Here is a 17,118-nt window from a genome sequence, read left to right as displayed (position 1 = left end):
AAACTCTCCATTAAGGTGGCGACCGAAGTCGCCGTTTAAAAGAAAGCACCATGTGCTCGTTAAAACGTGGCGATTCTTGATTGCTCAAGAACCTTTATTCTCACGACGATCTTCATCGTCGCGACTCACTTACTGTTCAGTTTTCAAGGAACAAACTCGTTGTTTTTGTTTCCGCCGTTTGTGTTTCTCTCGCAGCAGCAACTCTTATATATTAGCATGTTCGTTTTCGTTTTGCAAGTCTTTTTTTGAAATCTTTTTGTCAGCTTCTTGCGAAGCGTCTTGTCCGATTCCGGTTGGGACTCGCTCACTTGTTCGAACCGCACGGTCACTCTCTCAAGGCCGTTCCTAGAATATATCATGCTGGGCTTAAGAAGGCAAGCACTTTTTTCAAAAAGAAAAAACCGTTGTGCTTGCCTTCTGTCCGATAAGAAATCACACTTTCTTGCTCTCCGGTCTTGGCCAAGCCGTATAGCTGAAACTGATAAGAAAATCGATGCCCAATATGATAGCCCAACGTATGATCCACAGCTGCAGCGCTTCGGATTTTTCCGCATCGTTGATCAGCAGGATCATTCCTACCAACAAGGCGCACCCTACTACCCAGGCAAGAAGATGCCGATACCAGCCTTGTCTCTCCCTCGCGGCATGGGCAGGACCTCTTTTGGGTTTGGCTTCCGGCTTGGGGCCGTTCGCAAAGCGATAAGCAAACCGTTCATCCGCCCATTGGATCATTCGGTGTCCGAAAGCCACGGTTCCTCCGAGGTAAACGGCTGCCAATCCATGCACGAACCCCGCTTCGGCTCCCTGCCGAATATCGATAATCGTTGCGGCAAGCAGAATAAGATCCACAATGGGTGCCAGCAGAAGCAGCAGAGCGCCCGCCTTCTTTTGCTTAAATAGGTAACGGGTAATTAATCCGCCCAGAACAAACACCCAGAATCCGATCTCGCATCCGATAATCAACCATCCAATCATTGTCTTCCCTCCTTTTTCAACCTGTCGATTCCTTCAAATTCATTATAACACAAGTGTATTAAAAAGTGAATCCTTGACGTTTGCTTGTGTTATAATTGGAACATGCCAAAAATCGTCGATCATGAACAACAAAAAATCAAAGTCGCTGAAGCGGCATGGAGAGTCATTCGCCGATCGGGTATCGAAAATGCTTCGGTGCGAAACATTGCCCAGGAAGCGGGCGTGTCGCCGGGATCGATGCGCCATTACTTCTCCACGCAGGCCGAACTCTTTTCCTTTTCCATGAATCTGGTGTCCGAAAGGGTAGCCAAAAGAATCTCGGCGTACTCTTTCGATCGGCCTGTGCCGGAAGTAGCCCGGGACGTCCTGCGCGAGCTGGTTCCTTTCCATGAAGAGAGCCGTTCCGAAATGGAGGTCTGGCTTGCTTTTGTATCGAAGACAATGTCCGAGCCTTTGCTTCGGGATCATGCCGATCGGGTCTATGAGGAGATGCGGCGTACCATGACGGTGATCATGCAGGCGCTCGTCGATTACGAATTCGCCCCGCGGCACCTAAACGTCGAAGAAGAAGCCTTGAAGCTGCTGTCATTCGTCGACGGGGTTGCACTGCACGGATTATTGTACCCCGAGCGGATGCCTCCTCCTTTAATGGAGAAGATGTTGGATCAGTATCTCGATTCTTTATGCAAGAAAAGCGATTAAATCCGTAAAGGAGGCAAAAAAAAGGAGAAAGCGCCTGGGCGCTTTCTCCTTTTTGGTATAGACCTTGATGCCGAATCTGTCGACTACAGGTTCCGCATGTGCGGGAACAGAAGGACGTCGCGAATCGACGGAGCATCGGTCAGCAGCATGATCAGACGATCGATGCCGATTCCGAGGCCGCCGGTAGGCGGCATGCCGTACTCCAGCGCGCGGATGAAATCTTCATCCATCTCATGCGCTTCGTCGTTCCCGTGTTCCTTCTCGACCAGCTGCGCTTCGAAACGCTGACGCTGATCGATCGGATCGTTCAGTTCGCTAAATGCGTTTGCGTGCTCGCGCGCCACGACGAACAGTTCGAAACGGTCGGTAAAGCGCGGATCTTCGTCGTTCTTTTTCGCCAGCGGCGAAATTTCGAGCGGGTGTCCCGTAACGAAGGTTGGCTGAATCAGTGTTTCTTCGACGAACTGCTCGAAGAACGCATTGAGGATATGGCCGAACTTCATGTGCTTTTCAACCGGCACCTTGTGTTCTTTGGCCAGCGCATGCGCTTCTTCGTCCGTCATATGCACGCCGAAGTCTACACCGGTTACTTCCTTGACCGCATCGACCATCGATACCCGGCGCCACTGCGGCTTGAGGTCGATCTCCTGGCCCTGGTACTGGATCGTTGTCGTACCGAGCACTTCCTGGGCGATATGCGCGATCATATTTTCTACCAGGCTCATGATATCTTTGTAGTCGGCGTAAGCTTCGTACAGCTCGATCATCGTGAATTCCGGATTGTGACGGGTCGACGTGCCTTCGTTGCGGTAGACGCGTCCGATTTCGTACACTTTTTCCAGACCGCCCACGATCAGACGCTTCAGGTGCAGCTCGATCGCGATCCGCATGTACAGTTCCATGTCAAGCGCGTTATGGTGCGTAATAAACGGACGTGCGGCCGCGCCGCCTGCGATGGAATGCAGGGTTGGCGTCTCCACTTCGAGATAGCCGAGCGAATCCAGATAACGGCGCATCGACTGGATAATCCGCGAACGCAAAATAAACGTCTGCTGCACTTCCGGGTTGACGATCATATCGACGTAACGCTGACGGTAGCGCAGTTCCACGTCTTTGAGTCCGTGGTATTTATCCGGCAGCGGCTGCAGCGACTTGGTCAGAACGGTCAGTTCCGATACTTTGACCGTCGTCTCGCCCGTCTTCGTCTTGAATACCGTTCCGCGGATGCCGACGATATCGCCGAGATCGAGGATCGAGAACGCGCCGTACTGCTCTTCGGGCACGCTGTCTTTACGTACATATAATTGAATACGGCCGGTCAGGTCCTGGATATGGGCGAAACTGGCTTTGCCCATTGCACGCTTGGCCATGATACGGCCGGCCAGACGCACTTCGATCGCTTTTTCTTCCAGCTCGTCTTTGTCTAAGGTATCGTATTTGGCTATGATGCCAGCCGCCGTCTCGTCGCGTTCGAACTTGGCGCCGAACGGATCGATGCCGAGCTCTTTCAGTTCCCCCAGTTTCTCGCGGCGTACCTTAAGCAGTTCGCTCAATTCGACTTCCTGGTTTTCCTGGTTTGTGTTTTCTTCAGACACTTGTGTTTCAGCTCCTGTCCTTAGCGGCGGCCCGCATTGAGAAGACTCTGCCGACCTCGCTTATCGTCAACCTATATTATCGTTCCAAATCGTCTCGTTCGTCAACCGCGAAAGCCGTACGGCAGACAGCCAAATCCAAGCTCGGCGCAAAAGGGTACAAAAAAGGCTCCCGCGTACGCTTGGACAAATGCCAAAACGGTCACAGGGAGCCCTGGATGCCGAATCCGCGCAAAGGCTTCTCCGGAATCGGATTATTTTTTGATGTCGATAATCTCGTATTGAAATACGCCCGCAGGAACGCTGACGTCGACGGTCGCTCCTTTGCTGTTGCCAAGCAGAGCCATACCCACCGGACTTTCATTGGAAATGCGGTTCTCGAGCGGATTGGATTCCGCGGAACCGACAATCGTATATTCCATCTCGTCTCCGAATTCCAGATCTTTGACCAGCACGGTCGATCCTACCGTTACGACATCCGTTCCGATATCGTCGCTGTTGATGATTCGGGCGTTGCGCAGCATTTTTTCCAGTGTGATCACGCGTCCTTCGATGAAAGCCTGTTCGTTCTTGGCATCTTCATACTCGGAGTTTTCACTGATATCCCCGTAGCCGATCGCAACTTTGATCCGTTCCGCAACCTCGCGGCGCTTTACGGATTTCAGGTTTTCCAACTCTTCTTCCAGCTTCTTCAGCCCGTCCTGGGTGAGAATGACCTCTTTATCGCTCATCTGTACCGATTCTCCTGTCATGTGAATAGTAGATTTTCGCACTCTCACATCCGGTTAATTACGAAATCCCTGTAAAGACGGCGACGGCAAAATAGAAACGATCACGCCCGTAAAGCAATAGACGTGTTCCGCTTCTCGCTTAAGAAATATAGTGACGGGCAGCCAGGGCCAAAGCCGTTATATCTCCAGGAACGTCGGTGCCTGCTACGTCGACCGCGCAATCAAACCCGGTCGGTCAACGTGCGGAATACCGTTCGCGTCTATCAAGTGCCGTATCCAGGCAAAGCGTGCATATTCCGCATTTTGGAATTTATGTTGCTGAGGCGAATTTTATACTGACAAATTATATGGGAACAACTACGAAAAGTCAATGCGCTTCCTTGCCCAATTGTAAACGTTTTATTTCGACGGAAAAGAAGCGAAGATCCTGTCCCTTTTCATCGAATCTACGCTCATTTTGACTAAAAATGTTCCACGGGGATCAATCAGGCCTGGGCGGCAGCAAGCTGAGGCAGATTGGCCAAGTATCCTTCAAGGATTCCTACCATCTGATCGCGGGTCGTACCTTCCATAATCGTGTCCTTGATACTCGCGGAACCTTTCAATCCTTTGAGGTACCACGACAGATGCTTGCGCATTTCCCGTACGGCGACGCTCTCGCCCTTGAGCGCGATTAGACGGTCCATATGGAGAACGGCAATACGCACTTTGTCTTCCGGCGGCGGATCGGTCAGCAGCTCGCCCGTCTCCAGGTAATGAATGGTGCTGTACAGCATCCACGGATTGCCAAGCGCGCCCCGGCCGATCATGACCCCGTCGCAGCCCGTCGTATCCAGCATGCGTTTGGCGTCTTCCGGCGTCAGGACGTCCCCGTTGCCGATAACCGGTATGCCAACCGACTCTTTGGCCAGCTTGATCCAGCTCCAGTCCGCGCTGCCGGTATAGAGCTGCTCGCGCGTGCGGCCGTGAACGCTGATGGCGCTGGCACCGGCCGCTTCGGCCGCTTTGGCGTTCTGCTCGATAAAAATATGCTCGCTGTCCCAGCCGATACGCATTTTGACCGTAACCGGCTTCTGCACGGCGGCGGTGACGGCGGTGACCATCTCGTAAATTTTCTCGGGATTGAGCAGCCAGCGGGCGCCGGCATCGCATTTGGTTACTTTGGGAACCGGGCAGCCCATATTGATATCGATGATATCGGCATTCGTCTCCTGGTCGACAACCTTGGCCGCTTCAACGAGAGACGCGCGATCGCCGCCGAAAATTTGCAGGCTGAGCGGTTTTTCGCGTTCGTCGACAAACAGCATTTCGCGGGTCCGTTTGTTGCCGTTGAGAATCGCTTTGTCGCTGACCATCTCCGCGCAGACGAGTCCCGTGCCGAATTCTTTGGCGATCAGGCGGAAAGCGGGGTTGCAAACGCCGGCCATCGGGGCCAGCACGACACGGTTTTTCAGTTCGATATCGCCTATCTTCAGCATTGCGAATCACCTCATGGATAACAAAAATAGAAAACGTCAATCGGAAAAAGGTAAAAGACACCGGAAGCGGCAGGCAGAACGGCAAATTCGAGGACAAGCATCCTTATGCCGGAAACGTCAAAGGCCGATAAACGGCTTCGCCCGCCGCTCTGCCGCAGGAAGGCGGCAAAACGGCGGGAAGCGGGTCAGGGAAACAGCGGTCCGCCGAAATGGACGATACCCGATGCTGCGCCCAGTTCGATCAACGAACGGTCGATCAGTGTGCGCAGACCCGAAGGTTCGTCCTCCGGCACGATATCGTCCAGCGGAACCAATACGAAGAAGCGTTCATGCATCCGCGGATGCGGCAGCGTAAGGTCGGTACTTTCGACGGCCAGGCCATTCATCCAGAGCAGATCCAGATCGGCGGTACGCGGTCCAAAGCGGATATCGCGTACGCGGCCCAGCCGGTCTTCAACGGTCTGCATGACTTCCAGCAGCCGGTGGGGAGACATCGAAGTCCCCAGAGCGGCGGCCATATTCAGAAAAGCCGGCTGGTCGGCATAACCGACCGGGTCGGTCTCGTAGACATCGGAGACGCGCAGCACATCGATCTCCGGGTGTTCGCTCAACATCCGAAGCGCTTCGCTCAGCGTTTCTTCGCGGCGGCCAAGATTGGCCCCCAAAGCAATATAAGCCTCCGATTGCTCAGAGGTAGGATTTTGGATAGGATCGTTCTTCATCGCGTGTCTCTCTTTCGGCTCCGGCGAATCTCCACGGTTACGCCTTCAAAATGAATATCGAACGGAGGATGCGGTTTGGTTACCTTTACGGTCGCCGCTTCCACCCTAGTATACGTACGAAGCACCTCGGATGCAATACGTTCCGCGAGCGCTTCGATCAATTTGACGGACTCTCCTTCAACCACGCCTTTGACCGTCTCGTGTACTTCGGCATAATTGACGGCTTGTTCCAGATCATCGGTCAATCCGGCGGCGGACAAGTCCATTTCCAGTTCCAGCCCGACATAAAAGCGCTGCCCGAGCCGGCGTTCTTCCTCGAACACGCCGTGGCGTCCGTAATATTCCATGCGGGAGATAATCATTTTGTCCATGAGAAGTTCCGCCTTCCGTAAAAAAGATACACGCTGCGGAACCGGAAGGCTCGAAAATGCGCGCTTCCGGTTCCGCAGCGTGTTCAGCGTCATTAAGTTCTGGCTTCGTAAGAGCGTCCCGACTCCGCATACAGCATGGCATCGCACATGGCGACCGTCCGTTTGATCGAAGCCACATCGTGCACGCGAACAATCTGGCAGCCTTCCGCAATACCGAACGCAACCGTGGCCGCCGTCCCTTCGATGACATCGGTTACCGGAAGGTCGAGTACTTCGCGAATGAACCTTTTTCGGGAAGTGCCCAGAAGAACCGGAAAACCCAGTTCAACCAATCGTCCGAGCTGGGTCATGATGCGCAGATTTTCTTCGCCGTTCTTGGCGAAGCCGATGCCGGGGTCAAGAATGATATTCTCGTCCAGCACTCCAGCCGCGCGGGCGATTTGAACGCTTTCCATCAAGTCCGCGGCTACATCGGCAAACAGATCCGTGTAGTTGGGCTCCGGGCGATTATGCGTCAGGATGATCGGACAGCCCGATTCCGCGGCGACCTGGGCCATTCGCGTATCGGCTTTGGCTCCCCATACATCGTTGATGATATGTACGCCGGCGGCCAGCGACTGCCGGGCAACTTCGGCTTTGTAAGTATCCACCGAGAGCGGAACACGGGGCAGCTCCCGGCGCAGCGCTTCGATCACGGGAAGAATACGCGAAAGCTCTTCATCCAGAGAAACCGGATCGGCTCCGGGGCGCGTCGATTCTCCTCCGATATCGATCAGGTCCGCTCCGGCCAGCACCATCTCGCGGGCATGGCGTACGGCGGCTTGTACATCGACATAACTTCCCCCATCGGAGAAAGAATCAGGCGTTGTATTCAAAATCCCCATAATTCGGGTAGCGCGGCCCAGGTCCAGACGAGCGTCGTTCCAGGCATAGTGCCGGATATGAAGGATAGGCTTCATGTTCAGTTCTCCGTTTCTTTCGTGTAATGTCGATAAGCCTTCATAAGCCGTTCCGTCAGCGGGCCCGGAAGTCCACGGCCCACCCTCTTCTCTGTCCCGTCCGGCAGCCTAAGGCTGCGCACCGGAACGATGCCCTGCACGGATCCCGTCAAAAAGATTTCTTCGGCCCGGTCCAACTGGTCGATTCCGTAAAAGCCTTCTTCTGCGCACATGCCGAGCTTCTCTGTCAACTCCAGTACGAAGGCACGCGTGATACCGGGCAGAATCCCGGTATCGATAGACGGCGTACAGAGCTTTCCTTCCGCGGCAAAAAACAGATTGGAAACAATGCCTTCTGCGGCGTGACCTTCCCGGGTGAGCATCAACCCTTCGGCCCCTTGGGCGCCGGGAATCTCCGCCAGTTCGCGGCGGCCGAGCAGACTGTTCATATAATGGAGCGATTTCAACCGTTCCGCCCCTTCGGGCGTGTTGCGGCGTGTACGCAGCACCTGCAGCACCCGTCCCTCCGTATACCATTCGGCCGGCGGTTCCGGCAGCGCTTTGACGTAAATGATCCGGTTCGGCCGTTCATAGAACCGTGACGTCGGCAGTCCGATTCCGTCTTCGCCGGCAATCAGCGTCAAGCGAACATAAGCGTCCGCAAGACGATTCGCCGCCAACAAGGAAGCGATCTCTTCCCGCAGCCTCAACGGCTTGATTTCCCATCGTATGCCCAGTTCCGTGCAGCCGCGGCGCATTCTCTCCAGATGGCGTTCAAGCAGAAACGGTTCGCCGCCATAGGTACGGAAAGTCTCGAACACTCCCATCCCGTACATCAAACCGTGATCCAACACGGATACCGAAGCGTTTGCCGCTTCGACGACAGCGCCATTCAAGCCCACGTAGCCGCTCACGGATTCACTCCGACTTGAAGGGTCCGGCCGAGAAAACGGGCCAGCATCCGATGTCCATGCTCGGTCACGATGGACTCCGGATGAAACTGTACGCCTTCAACCGGATACTCCCGGTGCCGCAGTCCCATAATCTCTCCTTCGGCTGTCCATGCGGTGACTTCCAGGCAGTCGGGCAGGCTGCTTCGCTCGACGATAAGCGAATGATAGCGCGCTGCCGTCAGAGGGGAAGGCAGCCCTTCGAACACGGAGGCTCCGTGATGCAGCACCGGCGAAGTCTTGCCGTGCATCAAACGTTCCGCCCGGATAACCCGTCCGCCGAAAGCCTGACCGATCGCCTGATGGCCCAGACAGACTCCCAATATCGGAATCTCCCGCTTGAATTGTCGAATGACTTCAAGCGTAATGCCCGCTTCATCCGGTGTACACGGTCCCGGAGACAGCAGAATATGATCCGGTGCCAGTGTCCGGATGCCTGCGGGATCGATCTCGTCATTGCGGCGAACCACAACCTTCTCGCCGAGTTCCCCCAGATACTGTACCAGGTTATAGGTAAACGAATCGTAGTTGTCGATGACCAGGATCAATGGGATTCCCCTCTCCCCGCTCCGGCGGCCGCACGTTCGGCACACCATACGGCGCGGCCTACGGATCTAGCTTTGTTATGACATTCCCGATATTCCCGGTACGGGTCGGAATCGATCACGATTCCCGCTCCGGCCTGCATATGGCCTGTCCCGCCCTGAACGACGAGAGTCCGAATAATAATATTTAATTCCATATTCCCGCCATAGTCAATCCAGCCCATGGAGCCGGTATACGGCCCGCGGCGGACCGGTTCCAGTTCTTCGACGATCTGCATGGTGCGCACTTTGGGTGCGCCGGTAATCGTACCGCCGGGAAAAACGCCGGCAATCACATCGTAAGGCGTTCTGCCCGGGGCCAAATCCGCTTCGACCTGCGAGACCAGATGCATGACATGCGCATACCGCTCGATGGTCATCAGTTCCGGCACATGTACGGACCCGTAAGCGGCGACCCGGCCCAGATCGTTTCGCTGCAGATCGACGAGCATGATATGCTCGGCCCGCTCTTTGTCGCTTCCGGCCAGTTCCTCGGCCATACGCCGATCTTCTTCTTCGGTAGCGCCGCGCCGGCGTGTTCCGGCGATCGGCCTAGCCGCAAGCCGGCCGTCTTCCAGCCGAACCAGAAGCTCGGGCGAGCCCGATACCAGCTGGAAATCCGGGAAGCGCAGAAAGCCCATATACGGGGAAGGGTTCACAAGCCGCATCCACTCATAGACCTGTTCGGGAGAAGCCTCAATTTTCCGCTGTTTGCGCAGCGAAAGATTGACCTGGAACACGTCTCCGCTGCGAATATATTCCTGAATACGCAGTACCGCGTCCTCGAAAGCCTCCTGGCCAAACCCTGTATCGAATCCGTCCACGTCGCTTCGCCCATCCATATGCCGCTCCGCTTCCGCAGCAATCGCGCTTCGCTGCTCCGGACTCCAAGGAAGCCGTTCGTTTTCGAAGATACGCCAGCGTGCCAGCATTTGTTCCGCATCCCGGGCAGCCTGTCCATAGGCGGTTTCGAGATCATACGCCGCCTCTTCGGCTGTGCGTACAGCCTCCCCGCTCCCGGCGACCTCTTCGGCCGGAACGGACACCGAGACGCAGACCGTCTGCTCTTCGTGATCCACGGTCCACAGCTGCCGCAGTCTCATAAATGCGTAATCCGGCAGTCCTTCCTGCGCCAGGTCGTCGTCCGCCAAGACCGGCAGACGTTCCAGAGAACGCGCTACGTCGTAAGCCAGAAACCCGACCGCGCCTCCGCAGAACTTCGGTGCCCGGGACACCTGCGGAGCACGATGCGGAGCCATCCAGTCCCGGATGACTTCAAGCGGATCGCCCCCGACTCTTCGTGCTGCGCCGTCGGACTCCCCTCGCGGTTCTCCGCCGGACTTTTTCTCCGGTCGATATTCGGTTACGGAAGCTTCCGATCCCCGTCCCCGAAGAACCGATTCCGCTTCGAGTCCAAGAAACGTATACCGCCCTTCTTTTCCGCTTTCCAATACAAAAGCATACGGCGAAGCTTCGCTCCAGGCTTTCAGCCATGATTCCGGCCGCTTCTCCAGCTTGGCGCGCAGCAGATAGGGAAAACGGGTATACCCTTGCTCTGCCCATTCTGCCCACTGCGCAAGGGTTGTCATGATCTCTCTCAAACGCTCTGCCCTCCCCCGAATTGCATCCCACGATCGAATTCGATTTTTGTCCATTATACGACGAAGGCACAAGGCTCCGATAGCCGCAAAACAAAACAACCTATGTTTTATCGTTATTCGAACCTCACCGTGCAGCCGGTCTATCCGGAGCGCAGCAAAATGAAGGGTCTTACGCAGAAAGTCCCCGACCGGTGCGAATGCACGGACAGGGACTTTTCATTCACAAAAACCAAACCTTCGGCGAAATCCGCAGTTTGGGTTTACGCTTCGAAATTGTACAGCGGCGTGCTGAGGTAACGTTCGCCGTTGCTCGGTACGATCACCACGACTCTTTTGCCTGCGCCCAGTTCTTTGGCCACTTTGAGTGCGGCGAAGATTGCGGCGCCCGAAGAAATACCGGACAAAATGCCTTCTTCTTTGGCAACCTTTCGAGCCGTCTCGAACGCCTCGTCATTTTCCACGTGAAGAATCTCGTCGTAGATCTTCTGGTTGAGAATATCCGGCACGAAGTTGGCTCCGATCCCCTGAATCTTGTGCGGACCCGGCTTGCCGCCGGCAAGAATCGGAGAAGCCGCAGGCTCGACCGCATAAATCTTCACTTCGGGGAAGTTCGTCTTCAGCACTTCTCCGGCTCCCGAGATCGTACCGCCCGTTCCGATTCCGGCGATAAAGGCATCCAGCGTTCCGCCGATCGACTGAATCGCTTCCACAATCTCCGGTCCTGTCGTCTCGCGGTGAATTTTCACGTTCGCTTCATTCTTGAACTGCTCGGCCATAAAGTAATCCGGGTTGGTCTGCAGCAGCTCTTCGGCTTTGCGTACGGCGCCGTTCATGCCTTCCGCTCCCGGTGTCAGTACCAGTTCAGCCCCATAAGCGCGCAGCAGGTTGCGGCGTTCCAAGCTCATCGTTTCCGGCATGACGATAACGGACTTGTATCCTTTTGCCGCCGCTACCATGGCCAATCCGATTCCGGTATTGCCGCTTGTCGCTTCAATGATCGTACCGCCCGGTTTCAGGCGTCCGTCGGCTTCGGCCGCTTCGACCATACTGATGGCGATCCGGTCCTTGACGCTTGCGCCCGGGTTCTGGTATTCCAGTTTCACATAAATTTCCGCGCTGCCTTCCGGTACGATGCGATTCAGGCGGACAAGCGGCGTATCTCCGATCAGATCCGTAATACTGTTAACGACTTTGGCCATGGTAAATCCTCCTTCGGAAGTGGGTAAACTGATAAACGATTTGTAGAGAAAAGGCTTCGCCGTCTCATGCCGGAGCTGCGACGTCGCCCGCTTAATCCGAGTGAAAAAGTAGGCTTTTAACTTCCTTTATCTTAGCAAATAGCCGTACAAGCTGTCAACGAACACTGCGCATGTCGATTTAACGGCTTTGGACAGCTGCCGACCGGAATCGTCAGACTGACGTTTCGCCTTTGGATCAAGGGGTAATTTGTGATAAGTGCAATCCAAATCAACGATCCGTACACAAGGAGGATGACAACATGAAACGGAAAAACACACTGCTTGGTGTCGCTGTCGGTCTGGGAGCCGCTTACCTGCTCCGCAATAAGGATTCCAGAAGCAAATTGATGAACCAGCTCCAATCGATGGGCCGCAAAGAAGACAAAATCAGCAGCAGCACGGTCATCTGACGGAGAAACGGGTTTCTCCCTACATCATCCTAACCGATCCGAACGAAAACCCATCAAAAAGCCGCTTCCCTCAGGGGAAGCGGCTTTTTTTGAGCCTTTTTGCGGCTTTTGGGCTCTGCGGACAGATCTGCCTATCTTCCAAAATTAACGCTTGGTTTGTTCCAAGATCTGCTGCAGGTCTTCTTTCTCGAACTGATAAGCCTCGTTGCAGAAATGGCAGACCACTTCGGCTACTCCCTGCTCTTCGATAATGGCTCGGATCTCTTCCGAACCCAGGCTGATCAGTGTACGTTCAACGCGCTCCCGCGTGCATTCGCAGTGGAAATCGATATTCAGCGACTCCTGGATCTGCACATCCGGCAGTACCCATTTGATGACTTCTTCCGGCGACAGGCCCTGATCGATCAACGCGGATACCGGCGGAAGCGACGAGATCGCACCTTCGATCGCATCGATTTCTTCGTCGGACAGACCCGGCAGCAGCTGCACGATCAGTCCGCCCGCACTAAGCACATGGCCTTCAGGCGCAACCAACACTCCGATTCCGACCGCGGAAGGCGTCTGTTCGGAAGCTGCAAAATAATACGTAAAGTCTTCGCCCAGCTCGCCCGATACGATCGGTACGCTGCCCCGGTAAGGTTCTTTGAGCCCGAGATCTTTGATGACATAGAGGAAACCTTCGGTTCCGACAGCGCCGGCCACATCAAGTTTGCCCATGGCATTGCTCGGCAGGTGGACGTGCGGATGATCGACATAGCCCCGCACTTCGCCTCTGGCATTGGCATCGGCCACGATCTGACCGAGCGGACCGTTTCCTTTTACCTGAATCGTCAGCTTTTCTTCGCCTTTCAACATGGCGCCCATCATGGCAGCCGTCGTCAGTGTGCGTCCCAATGCCGCCGTTGCCGTAGGGAACGTATCGTGGCGCCGGCGCAGCTCCTCCACCAGGTTGGTGCTGCGTACCGCAAAAGCCCGTACTTTGCCTCCCAGTGCGGTTCCCCGAACCAGATAATCGCGTTTTTCCGAAGGTTCGGAACCGTCGTTATTCATGGGATTCAAATTTTCCATTCGTCGTCTCCTCCGTTTCGGCTGCTCCAACGCAGCCTGTATGTGATGTAATTGTTAAGACTTTGCCAAAACGTTGCGTTCATAGATCAGTCTCAGTCCTTCAAGCGTCAGCATCGGATTTACTTCCCGAACGGCCTCCGTCTCGGCACAAATCAGCGGAGCCAATCCTCCGGTTGCCACAATCTTGGGTTCCGCATCCATTTCCTGCCGGATCCGTTTGATAATGCCGTCGACCTGTCCCGCATACCCGTAAATGATTCCGGACTGCATCGCATGTACGGTATTTCTTCCGATCACTTTTTTGGGTTTTTCCAGCTCGATTCTCGGAAGTTTCGAAGCCTGCTGGTAGAGCGCCTCGGTCGAGATGCCGATACCGGGCACAATCGCGCCGCCCAAGTAATTGCCCTGCGCGTCGATGCAGTCGAAGGTAGTTGCCGTGCCGAAATCGACGACCACCACAGGACCGCCGTACAGTTCGACAGCGGCCACGGCGTTGACGATACGGTCCGCCCCGATCTCCCGCGGATTTTCGTAGCGCAGATTCAGTCCGGTTTTGATACCGGGCCCCACAACCAACGGCGTTCTTTTGAGATAAATCCGGCACATCTGCTCGATCACTCCGACGATGGGCGGAACGACGGAGGAAATCATCACGCCTTCGATCTTGTCCGCATCCACTCCGGACAGCTGGAACAGATTATAAATCATTACCCCGTATTCATCGCTTGTCGCCTGCCTGCTGGTACTGATCCGGAAATGGTGCAGCAGTTCGCGGCCTTCATACATACCGAGCCCGATATTGGTATTGCCGATATCCACTACAAGAATCACGCGGTTCTTATCCTCCTTTGGGGTCGCACAAATCCGGCTGCCTACATACGAAAAGACCGGAAAACGAGGATTCGTTTTCCGGTCTCGCTTGTATCGAACTTAGCTTGAGAAGAGGGGGTCCCGGATCAGGACTCGGTTGTTCCGCCGCCGGAATCGCCGCGTTTGTTCATCGGATCATTTGGAATATCGCCGGTTTTGCCCAGACCCACAGGATCGGACTCGTCCAGACGAACATTCGTATCTCCAATGCTGTCAAACGTCGGTTCTGCCTTAGGTTCGGAGACTTCCGTACGAACTGCAGTTTCTCCATCTCCTTCGAGTGTGCCGGTCTCGATCAGATTGCGGATCTGATCCAGTTCCAGTGTCTCGACTTCGAGCAGCGTATTTGCGATCAAGTGGACTTCTTTGGCATGATCGGTCAGCACTTGACGCGCTCTTTCGTACGACTCGTTGATGAAGCGCTGCATTTCCTGATCGATCTCATGCGCTACGGCGTCGCTGTAATTCGGCTCGTGTCCCAGGTCGCGGCCCAGGAAGACTTGTCCCTGTCCCGTGCCGAACTGCATCGGACCGAGCTTCTCGCTCATGCCGTATTCCATAATCATGCTGCGCACGATACCGGTCGCCTGCTGGAAGTCGCTGTATGCGCCCGTACCGATCTCGCCGATAAACAGTTCCTCGGATACGCGTCCGCCCAGAAGGCCGGTTACGCGGTCGAGCAGTTCCTGCTTGGTGACGAGCATGCGGTCTTCCTTCGGCATCATGATCACGTATCCGCCCGCGCGACCGCGCGGAATGATCGTAACCTTATGCACCGTATCGGCGTGTTCGAGGAAGTAACCCACGATGGTGTGGCCCGCTTCGTGGTAAGCCACGATGCGTTTCTCTCGATCGCTGATCACACGGCTCTTCTTCTCGGTACCGACGATGACGCGGTCGATCGCTTCGTCGATTTCTTTCATCGAGATATCTTTGCGGTCGCGGCGAGCCGCGATCAGAGCCGCTTCGTTCAGCAGGTTCTGAAGATCCGCACCCGAGAAGCCCGTCGTGCGCTTCGCGATCTTGTCGAGCTGCACGTCTTTGGTGAGCGGCTTGTTGCGTGCATGAACGTGCAGTACCGCTTCGCGTCCTTTGACGTCCGGACGATCGACCATGATCTGACGGTCGAAACGACCCGGACGCAGCAGGGCAGGGTCAAGGATGTCCGCACGGTTTGTAGCCGCGATAATGATGATGCCTTCGTTTTCGCCGAAACCGTCCATCTCGACAAGCAGCTGGTTGAGGGTCTGCTCGCGTTCGTCGTGTCCGCCGCCGAGGCCTGCGCCCCGCTGACGTCCGACTGCGTCGATTTCGTCGATGAAGATGATACAAGGTGCATTTTTCTTGGCGTTTTCGAACAAATCGCGAACCCGAGATGCGCCGACGCCGACGAACATTTCGACGAAGTCGGAACCGGAGATACTGAAGAATGCAACGCCTGCTTCACCGGCTACCGCGCGGGCAAGCAGGGTTTTACCGGTACCCGGAGGGCCTACAAGCAGAACGCCCTTCGGAATTCTTGCGCCAAGCGCGGAGAATTTGCGCGAATCCTTGAGGAACTCGACGACTTCGACCAGTTCCTGTTTCTCTTCGTCCGCGCCCGCAACGTCGTTGAACGTCACTTTCTTCTTTTCTTCATTGTAAAGTTTGGCCCGGCTTTTGCCGAAGTTCATCACTTTACCGCCGCCCCCTTGGGCTTGGTTGAAGAGGAAGAAGAAGAGTACGAACATCAGAATGAGCGGAATGAACGAAGTGAGGAGCGTAACCCAGATGCTTTGACCCCGCATCGGCTTCCACGATACCTCTACGTCATTTGCTTCCATTTCCGCCGTAAGATCGTTAACCACCGTTTCGGTGGAGGGAATATACGTCGAGAACGTTTTTGGCGCGCCCTCTTTCAACGGCGCCTTGTACGTGCCGGTCACCAAATAAGCGTAGTTTTCGAATTGGAACGTGGCATTTTCCACGTTGTCCTTCTGAACCTGCTCGACCAGTTCGTCGTATCTTGGAGCTTGGGCCGTATCCCGACCGCCGTTCAAAAATTGAATAATGCCTACCACGACAAGAAAAAGGATTAAATAAAATCCAGAATTCCGGATGAACCGATTCATCCCCAACCTCCTCTCAAGACACTGTAGTTATTTTAACATAGTCGGTTCACACATCACAAATTCAGACGCGGAGCGGACTTCAAAGCAAAAATCCTACGGCTTCCGGTCCATGGATCGGATCAAAGGCCTGCCGGTCGTCCGGCCCGCCCTTCGAACGCGATCCGCGGCTTATTTCGTGTAAACCTCGGGTTTGAGAACGCCGATATAAGGCAGGTTGCGGTAGTGTTCCGCGTAGTCCAGGCCGTATCCGACAACGAAAGCGTCCGGCAGAACGAAGCCTGTGTAATCGGCCTCCATATTCACCGAGCGGCCCGACGGCTTGTCGAACAGCGTAACGACTTTGACGCTTTTGGCATTGCGGTTCTTCAACAGTTCGATCAGATGGCTGAGTGTCAGTCCGCTGTCGATGATGTCTTCCACGATCAGCACGTCGCGTCCTTCGACCGTCGTATCCAGATCCTTGATGATTTTGACGACGCCGGACGATTTGGTTGCCGCCCCATAGCTTGATACGGCCATAAAGTCCAGTTCGATCGGCACGGTGATCCGTTTGACCAGATCCGCCATGAAGATGAACGCGCCTTTCAGCACGCAGATAACGAGCGGATTGCGGTCTGCGTACTCGCCGCTGAGCTGCTCGCCCAGTTCCTTGATTTTGGTCTGAAGCTCTTCTTCGCTGATAAGCACTTCCTGAATGTCATTTTGCAACGTGCGTGACCCTCCCACAATTGTGATCTGATTGAAACTCGATCTTCTTTCTATCTTATAAACCAAAAC

17 protein-coding genes are annotated in these 17,118 nt (G+C 55.0%); 2 read left to right on the top strand and 15 right to left on the bottom strand.

Features of this window, described 5'->3' with window-relative positions; genetic code table 11:
• Nucleotides 1-432: 432 nt before the first annotated feature.
• Nucleotides 433-975, bottom strand: a complete 543-nt coding sequence (locus HOP44_RS22340; protein WP_172257541.1) for a hypothetical protein — start codon at nt 973-975, stop codon at nt 433-435.
• A gap of 102 nt (nt 976-1,077) precedes the next feature.
• On the opposite strand from HOP44_RS22340, the gene HOP44_RS22335 reads away from it, so the two are divergent.
• Nucleotides 1,078-1,677: a TetR/AcrR family transcriptional regulator gene (locus HOP44_RS22335; RefSeq protein WP_246370028.1), complete on the top strand. Its 600-nt coding sequence runs from the start codon at nt 1,078-1,080 to the stop codon at nt 1,675-1,677.
• An 83-nt stretch (nt 1,678-1,760) separates the two neighbouring features.
• Here HOP44_RS22335 and lysS read toward each other — a convergent pair whose 3' ends face one another.
• The 10 genes from lysS to cysK all read right to left on the bottom strand — a co-directional run bounded on the left by lysS (nt 1,761) and on the right by cysK (nt 11,843).
• The gene (lysS, locus tag HOP44_RS22330; RefSeq protein ID WP_172199191.1) at nt 1,761-3,272 is read right to left on the bottom strand and encodes a lysine--tRNA ligase; all 1,512 of its coding nucleotides are present in this window, start codon (nt 3,270-3,272) and stop codon (nt 1,761-1,763) included.
• A 251-nt stretch (nt 3,273-3,523) separates the two neighbouring features.
• Nucleotides 3,524-4,000, bottom strand: coding sequence for a transcription elongation factor GreA (gene greA, locus HOP44_RS22325; RefSeq protein WP_172257537.1), 477 nt, complete (start codon nt 3,998-4,000; stop codon nt 3,524-3,526).
• Nucleotides 4,001-4,485: 485 nt separating this feature from the next.
• Entirely contained in the window at nt 4,486-5,478 is a 993-nt protein-coding gene (dusB, locus tag HOP44_RS22320; RefSeq protein WP_172257535.1) for a tRNA dihydrouridine synthase DusB, read from the bottom strand.
• Nucleotides 5,479-5,663: 185 nt separating this feature from the next.
• A complete protein-coding gene (gene folK, locus HOP44_RS22315; RefSeq protein ID WP_172257533.1) occupies nt 5,664-6,200 on the bottom strand; it encodes a 2-amino-4-hydroxy-6-hydroxymethyldihydropteridine diphosphokinase in 537 nt (178 codons plus the stop codon).
• Entirely contained in the window at nt 6,197-6,571 is a 375-nt protein-coding gene (folB, locus tag HOP44_RS22310; protein ID WP_172257531.1) for a dihydroneopterin aldolase, read from the bottom strand. Before folB ends, folK begins: the two co-directional genes overlap by 4 nt.
• A 92-nt stretch (nt 6,572-6,663) precedes the next feature.
• Nucleotides 6,664-7,530, bottom strand: a complete 867-nt coding sequence (gene folP, locus HOP44_RS22305; RefSeq protein ID WP_425501911.1) for a dihydropteroate synthase — start codon at nt 7,528-7,530, stop codon at nt 6,664-6,666.
• Nucleotides 7,531-7,532: 2 nt separating this feature from the next.
• On the bottom strand, nt 7,533-8,423 hold the full coding sequence (locus HOP44_RS22300) for an aminotransferase class IV (protein ID WP_343060015.1): 891 nt from the start codon (nt 8,421-8,423) through the stop codon (nt 7,533-7,535).
• Nucleotides 8,420-9,007, bottom strand: coding sequence for an anthranilate synthase component II (locus tag HOP44_RS22295; RefSeq protein WP_172257529.1), 588 nt, complete (start codon nt 9,005-9,007; stop codon nt 8,420-8,422). Before HOP44_RS22295 ends, HOP44_RS22300 begins: the two co-directional genes overlap by 4 nt.
• Nucleotides 9,004-10,632 carry an anthranilate synthase component I family protein gene (locus HOP44_RS22290; protein ID WP_172257549.1) on the bottom strand — a complete coding sequence of 543 codons (1,629 nt, stop codon included), beginning with the start codon at nt 10,630-10,632 and terminating at the stop codon, nt 9,004-9,006. The genes HOP44_RS22295 and HOP44_RS22290 overlap by 4 nt, the downstream gene beginning before the upstream one ends.
• A 272-nt stretch (nt 10,633-10,904) precedes the next feature.
• On the bottom strand, nt 10,905-11,843 hold the full coding sequence (gene cysK / locus HOP44_RS22285; RefSeq protein WP_172257527.1) for a cysteine synthase A: 939 nt from the start codon (nt 11,841-11,843) through the stop codon (nt 10,905-10,907).
• Nucleotides 11,844-12,142: 299 nt separating this feature from the next.
• On the opposite strand from cysK, the gene HOP44_RS22280 reads away from it, so the two are divergent.
• Nucleotides 12,143-12,292, top strand: a complete 150-nt coding sequence (locus HOP44_RS22280; RefSeq protein ID WP_172199212.1) for a hypothetical protein — start codon at nt 12,143-12,145, stop codon at nt 12,290-12,292.
• Between the two features lie 144 nt (nt 12,293-12,436).
• Here the strand turns inward: HOP44_RS22280 and hslO are convergent, their stop codons facing one another.
• The 4 genes from hslO to hpt form a co-directional block, all read right to left on the bottom strand.
• The gene (hslO, locus tag HOP44_RS22275; protein WP_172257525.1) at nt 12,437-13,360 is read right to left on the bottom strand and encodes an Hsp33 family molecular chaperone HslO; all 924 of its coding nucleotides are present in this window, start codon (nt 13,358-13,360) and stop codon (nt 12,437-12,439) included.
• A 54-nt stretch (nt 13,361-13,414) separates the two neighbouring features.
• Entirely contained in the window at nt 13,415-14,191 is a 777-nt protein-coding gene (locus HOP44_RS22270; RefSeq protein ID WP_172257523.1) for a type III pantothenate kinase, read from the bottom strand.
• 125 nt (nt 14,192-14,316) lie between these two features.
• A complete protein-coding gene (gene ftsH, locus HOP44_RS22265; RefSeq protein ID WP_172257521.1) occupies nt 14,317-16,341 on the bottom strand; it encodes an ATP-dependent zinc metalloprotease FtsH in 2,025 nt (674 codons plus the stop codon).
• 168 nt (nt 16,342-16,509) lie between these two features.
• Nucleotides 16,510-17,049: a hypoxanthine phosphoribosyltransferase gene (gene hpt / locus HOP44_RS22260; RefSeq protein WP_172199224.1), complete on the bottom strand. Its 540-nt coding sequence runs from the start codon at nt 17,047-17,049 to the stop codon at nt 16,510-16,512.
• Nucleotides 17,050-17,118: the final 69 nt, after the last annotated feature.

This window comes from Saccharibacillus deserti (assembly GCF_013618475.1).
In the GTDB taxonomy this organism is placed as follows: domain Bacteria; phylum Bacillota; class Bacilli; order Paenibacillales; family Paenibacillaceae; genus Saccharibacillus; species Saccharibacillus deserti.
Note: the sequence above shows the minus strand (reverse complement) of the source record. Positions and strands in the feature narration are given on the sequence as shown.

Bases quoted from the DNA above. Each gene is read 5' to 3' on its own strand.
- HOP44_RS22340 (WP_172257541.1), bottom strand. From the start codon at position 975: ATGATTGGATGGTTGATTATCGGATGCGAGATCGGATTCTGGGTGTTT.
- HOP44_RS22335 (WP_246370028.1), top strand. From the start codon at position 1,078: ATGCCAAAAATCGTCGATCATGAACAACAAAAAATCAAAGTCGCTGAA.
- greA (WP_172257537.1), bottom strand. From the start codon at position 4,000: ATGAGCGATAAAGAGGTCATTCTCACCCAGGACGGGCTGAAGAAGCTG.
- dusB (WP_172257535.1), bottom strand. From the start codon at position 5,478: ATGCTGAAGATAGGCGATATCGAACTGAAAAACCGTGTCGTGCTGGCC.
- folK (WP_172257533.1), bottom strand. From the start codon at position 6,200: ATGAAGAACGATCCTATCCAAAATCCTACCTCTGAGCAATCGGAGGCT.
- folB (WP_172257531.1), bottom strand. From the start codon at position 6,571: ATGGACAAAATGATTATCTCCCGCATGGAATATTACGGACGCCACGGC.
- folP (WP_425501911.1), bottom strand. From the start codon at position 7,530: ATGAAGCCTATCCTTCATATCCGGCACTATGCCTGGAACGACGCTCGT.
- HOP44_RS22290 (WP_172257549.1), bottom strand. From the start codon at position 10,632: ATGACAACCCTTGCGCAGTGGGCAGAATGGGCAGAGCAAGGGTATACC.
- cysK (WP_172257527.1), bottom strand. From the start codon at position 11,843: ATGGCCAAAGTCGTTAACAGTATTACGGATCTGATCGGAGATACGCCG.
- HOP44_RS22280 (WP_172199212.1), top strand. From the start codon at position 12,143: ATGAAACGGAAAAACACACTGCTTGGTGTCGCTGTCGGTCTGGGAGCC.
- hslO (WP_172257525.1), bottom strand. From the start codon at position 13,360: ATGGAAAATTTGAATCCCATGAATAACGACGGTTCCGAACCTTCGGAA.
- ftsH (WP_172257521.1), bottom strand. From the start codon at position 16,341: ATGAATCGGTTCATCCGGAATTCTGGATTTTATTTAATCCTTTTTCTT.